The 5959-nt window shown below is 35.8% G+C and carries 5 protein-coding genes; 3 read left to right on the top strand and 2 right to left on the bottom strand.

Going from position 1 to position 5959, the window contains the following annotated elements; genetic code table 11:
* Positions 1–124: 124 nt before the first annotated feature.
* Positions 125–283 carry a hypothetical protein gene (locus tag AB1414_13865; protein ID MEW6608508.1) on the bottom strand — a complete coding sequence of 53 codons (159 nt, stop codon included), beginning with the start codon at positions 281–283 and terminating at the stop codon, positions 125–127.
* 510 nt (positions 284–793) lie between these two features.
* Between AB1414_13865 and AB1414_13860 the strand changes: the two genes are divergently transcribed.
* The 3 genes from AB1414_13860 to AB1414_13850 all read left to right on the top strand — a co-directional run bounded on the left by AB1414_13860 (position 794) and on the right by AB1414_13850 (position 3819).
* Positions 794–2245, top strand: a complete 1452-nt coding sequence (locus AB1414_13860) for an ATPase, T2SS/T4P/T4SS family (GenBank protein MEW6608507.1) — start codon at positions 794–796, stop codon at positions 2243–2245.
* A 1-nt stretch (position 2246) separates the two neighbouring features.
* Positions 2247–3308, top strand: coding sequence for a type IV pilus twitching motility protein PilT (locus AB1414_13855; GenBank protein MEW6608506.1), 1062 nt, complete (start codon positions 2247–2249; stop codon positions 3306–3308).
* Positions 3309–3432: 124 nt separating this feature from the next.
* Positions 3433–3819 carry a response regulator gene (locus tag AB1414_13850; protein ID MEW6608505.1) on the top strand — a complete coding sequence of 129 codons (387 nt, stop codon included), beginning with the start codon at positions 3433–3435 and terminating at the stop codon, positions 3817–3819.
* A gap of 214 nt (positions 3820–4033) precedes the next feature.
* Here AB1414_13850 and AB1414_13845 read toward each other — a convergent pair whose 3' ends face one another.
* Complete coding sequence (locus tag AB1414_13845) at positions 4034–5635, bottom strand: glycosyltransferase family 39 protein (GenBank protein MEW6608504.1); 1602 nt, start codon at positions 5633–5635, stop codon at positions 4034–4036.
* Between the last annotated feature and the right edge of the window lie 324 nt (positions 5636–5959).

Here is a 5959-nt window from a genome sequence, read left to right as displayed (position 1 = left end):
TAAGGGAAAAATCCCAAATCCCAAGCACCAAATTTCAAGTAATAAATACCAAACTATGGGGGGTAATGTTTTGAATTTTGGTCATTCGAATTTGTTTGGAATTTGGAATTTGTGATTTGGAATTTCAGAGCCATATCTGGGTCAAATTTCGATTAATAAGTGTTATAATTCGTGTCCATTTGTGGCTAATTTCTCTAATTCTCTGTGAACTCTGTGCCTCTGTGGCTGAACGGTTATCACAGATGAAAGTAATGAAGTAATGGAGTGTTAATTTTAAATTCATTTCCCCATATTTCCATCACTTCCCTACTCCATATTATAGTGTTTCACGAAATAAAAGTAAGTAATCGGTTAACTGGTAATTGGTAACGGGTGCGTGTAAAATTTATGGGTAACTATTGAGCCGTCTGAAGTAACGGTTAAATCAATTGAAAATCACAAAATTCCAAATCACAAATACCAAATTACAAATAAATTTCAATGACCAAAATTCAAAATTCCAAACAATACAGGAAGAAGATTTTTTCTTCAATTATTGAAAAAGCTAAATAAATTCCTCTCGTTGTCATATAATCTTTGGAATTTGAAACTTATTTGGAAATTGGAATTTGGAATTTATTTGAGATTTGGTGCTTGGAATTTGTAATTTTCGCGTTGAATTTCATCTATTTCTTTATATCGGCAAAAAGATGAATATCCCTCAATATTTTTTACCCACAAATTTTACATACACCCATTGGTAACTAATTACCATTCACCAATTACCAGTTACCAAAAAAAGGAGGTGGAAAATATGCCTGTAGTAACAACAGAAAAGATTGATTTAGGTCGATTGTTAGTGGACTACAAACTGATGACACAAGAGCAACTTAAAGAAGCAGAAAAAGTAGTTGAAGAAAAAAATAGGGATATAAGGGAAGTTCTAAGAGAATTAAACTATGTGAATGAAGGAGGAATCAATTATGTTTTGAGTAGTTATCTTGACCTGCCCTATGTCCATATCTCTCCTCAGATAGTTGACCCGGCAGTAGTCAAGTCTATTCCCAGAGAGATACTGGAGAGGTATCGTATGGTACCTATTGTTTGTCTCGACCATGAAATAGAATTAGTTATGGCTGATCCAACTGATGTGGAGGCAATCAAAGAGGCAGAAGGCATTACTCAGTGTTCGGCAAAAATTTCTATTGGTCTGGCTGATGAGATTTTAGAGGTGATTGACCAGATTTTTGGGAAAGAAGTAACTCAAATATCCAAACCACCGGAAGAAATATTAGCCGATACCTCAGGAGTAGCCTTTGTTTATCATCACTTAACAGAGGCAGTAACCGAAGGCGTCAGCGAGCTCTATATTGAGCCGACCAGCACCCAGCTAAGGATACTTTACCGGATGAGGGATGGTAAGTTGGAGGAGAAAAAACCTCAACCTTTAAGCATGTATCCAGGGATATGTGCTCGATTGAACATAATGACCAACATCCCGGCTACCGGAAAAGAAAGCAATATCCTCACCAGGATTGGCGATAAAGAGGTGTATCTCCATACCTCTGTTTTATCCAGTATCAACGGTGATTGCTGGACAATCAAAATATTAGAGAGACAAAAACAAATCCTTAAATTGGAAGAATTAGGGTTTCAAAATGAGTTGATAGAGCAAATAAGAACAATAATCAATCAGCCTTCGGGCGTAATTATCGTTACCGGACCACCAGGGAGTGGTCGGACAGCAACCTGCTATGCACTCTTATCCGAGGTCAGAAATAAGCGTGTGGTAACTATTGAGGAGGCACCCTCTTATCAAAACGATGAATTTATCCAGCTCGAATCAAAGGCAGATTCAGGGCTAAAATCTGCCATTTCTTCTGGGGCTGATATAATAATGCTCGAAAATATGAGCCAGGAGTATGTCCTGAAACAGTGTTTCGATATTGCTTTAGCCGGAAAACTGATATTAGGTCAGATGTATCATCCATCTTGCTTTGACACACTTGAGCAGTTAATCAAGGAGTTAGGTTCGACACTACTTGCAAATACCCTTTTAATGCTCATTGCCCGGAAAAAGGTTGCCGGGGCTGAAAAAGGTGTTGACTACCTTTATGAGGTGTTAATTTTTAATGAGCGGCTTAAAACCTTCCTGCGAGAGGGAGATTTGAAGAAGGTAAAAGAGGATGCAGAAAAGAGCGGATTTCGTTCCCTGTCATCTCTCCTTAAAGAAAAAATGTCCGCAGGAACGAAGGAGGTGTTCTAAAATGAATCTGAAAGAATTACTTATGTTATGTAAAGAGAGGAATGCATCGGACCTTCATCTGTCTTCAGATGCCCCTCCACTAATTCGGGTTGTTGGAAAATTAGAGAAGGTAAGTGATGAAAAGATAACTAAAGAAGAGATTCGCCAGACAATTTATTCTCTTCTTTCCGATAATCAGAAAGCCAGGTTTGACAAAGAGATGGAACTCGATTTTTCCATTGAATACCCTGAAATAGGCCGATTTCGAGTCAATGCCTATTCTCAAAGAAGAGGCGATTCATTGGCATTTAGACTTATTCCTACTAAGATTAAGTCTGTTCGGGAATTAGGATTACCTTTGGTATTAGAGAATTTTGCTCACGAGTCAAGAGGTCTGGTCCTGGTTACTGGAGTTACTGGTTGTGGCAAAAGCACGACATTAGCCGCGATGATTGACCTTATCAATCAGAAGAGAACTGAACATATCATTACTATTGAGGATCCGATAGAATATGTTTATGAGAATAAGAATTGTTTAATTGACCAACGAGAGATAGGCACAAATACCGGCTCTTTTTATGGGGCACTCAAAAATGCTTTAAGAGAGGACCCTAATGTTATCTTAGTTGGTGAGATGCGTGATCTGGAGACAATAGCTATGACCATAACCGCGGCGGAAACAGGTCATCTGGTCTTTGCGACATTACATACGGTTAACGCACCGCAGACTATAACTCGAATAATAGATGTTTTCCCTGCGGCACAACAAGACCAAATTAGAACACAATTAGCCGAGGTCATTTTAAGTGTCGTCTCGCAAACACTTATTCCAACCATTGATGAAAAAGAAAGAGTTTGTGCCGCTGAGGTAATGGTTACTACCTCGGCGATAAAAAATATAATTCGTGAAGGAAAAGTATATCAAATACCCTCACTTATTCAGACAGGAAGAAAAGATGGCATGCAAACGATGGACCAGGCATTAGAGGCATTGGTTAATGAAACCAAAATCACTAAACAAGAAGCCATAAAACGCGCCTTTAACAAAAATATCTTTGATAGATATGGGTATGAATCAAGGTAAGAAGATAGTAGTCGGTAATCAGGTGATTATAGGGCTTCACGAAATTAAAAGTAGATAATCGGTTAATTGGTAATTAATTACCATTCACCAGTTACCATTTACCAAAAAAGAGGAGGTAGGAAATATGAATAAGAAAGTGCTTTTAACTGATGATGATGAGGTTATCCTCAAAATAGGGAAATTTAACCTCGAAAAGGCAGGCTATGAAGTTTTTACTGCCAGTAATGGACAAGATGCAGTAGAAAGAAGTAGAGATATTAAGCCAGATTTAATTATCCTGGATATAATGATGCCCATAATGGATGGTTACACCGCTTTGTTAAAGTTAAAGGGATACGAAGAGACGAGGGATATTCCCATAGTCATCCTTACTGCTCAAGAAGGTGATGTGTATAAAAAGATAAGTGGGGAAATGGGTGCCATAGAACATCTGAATAAACCATTCAATCCGAATGACTTGGTCGAAAAGGTTAATTCGATATTGGGTGCTGAAGGCTTAGATAGAAAATAAATAGTAACTGTTCAGCCACTGATTAACACGGATTAGCACGGATAAATAAGAGAGGACAGAAGGCGGAAGTGTAAGGACAGGGCTTGTCCCAGTCCGTTCCGTAGGCTGACAACCACAAGGGTTGTCCCTACAACCCTAATTGCAGGCATGTCCGCTGTAGCGGGATTTTCCGTGTTTCATCCGTGTTCATCACCTGAATGGTTACCCTGATTTTTTATCTCATACTCCCTGGAGTGGTTGATTTCAAGACTTCAAATACTAATGTATCTGTTTTTTTATTTTTATAAACTAACTTGATATTTTCAGGTGACTTTACTAATAACCATTCTTTCCTAAAATACATTAATTCATTCTGTGATAAAGCAATATATTTTACATTATATTCTCTAAGTATACTTTGAAATGTAGACTCATCACAGAAAGGAAATGAAATAGTCTGCCTTTTCGTACAATATGTGTAATAATAAGGTTTTACACCTGCCATAATTGCTTCATTAGGTTTAGTGTTCTTTTTTAGAAAATTACTTACACTTAAAGACTGCTCAAAGTATGAATCTCCAGATTTAAAGGAATTAGCCATAGATGTTACTAAATTAGTCAAAATAGGGATGGTAATCAAAACCAACAATGCATATTTAATATATCTCTTTCCTTCCCAGTTCATTTCCAGATATAAGTATCTAAACCCAAGTGAGGTAAAAAGTAGATAGAATGGAATAATAGAACTGAAATATCTCCATTCATAACTTGTAAGTGAAAGAAAACAATGGAGAATTATTATATAAAGATATATTGGGAGATAAATCCTCCATTGACTTAAAGTAATAAGGATGCCTATGATAAAAAAAACAAACAATATTGGATCGATAAAAATGCATTCTGGGGTCTGTGAGTATATGTCCCAAAATAGCTGGATTGTATGATTCATTGTTTTCAATGGATGTGAAATTATAAAAGGGATAAAACCTGGTGGAGAAGTAACACTATGCCAAAAAAATTCCATATCTCCAAAATAACCCTGCAAGGCAAGTCTTTGCAGAGTAGAATATAATGGATTACCTGTTATAACCCAATTTCTGTACAGATAAGGAGATATTACCAAAAAACTACATACCAAAATATAAAAAAAAGGTTTTATACTTTTTCGAATTCTAAATTTTATAATTAAACTTATTAAAACAACTGGTACAAATAATGCTCCTTGAGCACGCATTAAATAAGATAATCCTAAAAAAACACCACACAGGATAAAATTGTGTATCTTATAACTTTCTAAACCTCGAAGAAGAAACCAGAAGGTTATAAGTATTAGTAGAGCAAATGGTATATCTGTCAAGATGGCTATTGAACAATGGAATAATAGATTATTGACCGAAACTAATATTGCTGTTAGGAGTGATACCGGTTTCGATTGATATAATAAATGACTTATGAGATATGTAAAGATTGGAATAAGACTACCTGATATGATGCAGATGGTCTTTGCGGCAAAGAAATTTACACCTACCAACCAATAAATAATAGATAATAGAAATGGCAATAAAGGGGCTCTCAAAGTCTCTAACCGTGGTAATTGTTCAGGTTTTAAAAACATTGCCCACCAAACATCATTTACATACCCTTTTCCCGTATATAAATTATATGCCAAATTGAGATAGTCAGCAGTATCATGGTAAATTCCTGTCTCTTTAAAAAAATGTTGAAGAAATAAACGCAAAAGAAGATTAACTATAAATAAAATACTTAGTATCTGCCAACATTTCATCTTATTTAACCTGTCTATGAAAATACCAAAACCCTTTTTGCTACTCTCCATTATCTATTCTCCTTATGATTAATTTAACTGATAGGAAATGCTTTTTGAACATTTTGGATGTTTCCTTCTCTTTTACCTCGTTAGATAATTTTTTCTATCTAAAACAGAGTTTGCTCATTATAAGGATATTTTACCAGAGATTTTATCCTATGTCAACAAACTTTTGCACGAAAATATTTATAACTTTCTCAATAAACAGTAAGAGTTCAGGTAGGATAAAAATAAGGAGAAAGGGAGAAGATGGAGAAGTGGAGAAAAGAAGAGTTAAGTGATAGGATTATTAATGCCTGTATTAATATCCATCAAAAGTTAGTGTCGTGTTGA

This window comes from bacterium (assembly GCA_040755795.1).
GTDB lineage: Bacteria > UBA9089 > CG2-30-40-21 > CG2-30-40-21 > SBAY01 > JBFLXS01.
The sequence above is the reverse complement of the archived record's forward strand: the minus strand, read 5'-3'. Positions and strand labels throughout refer to the sequence as shown.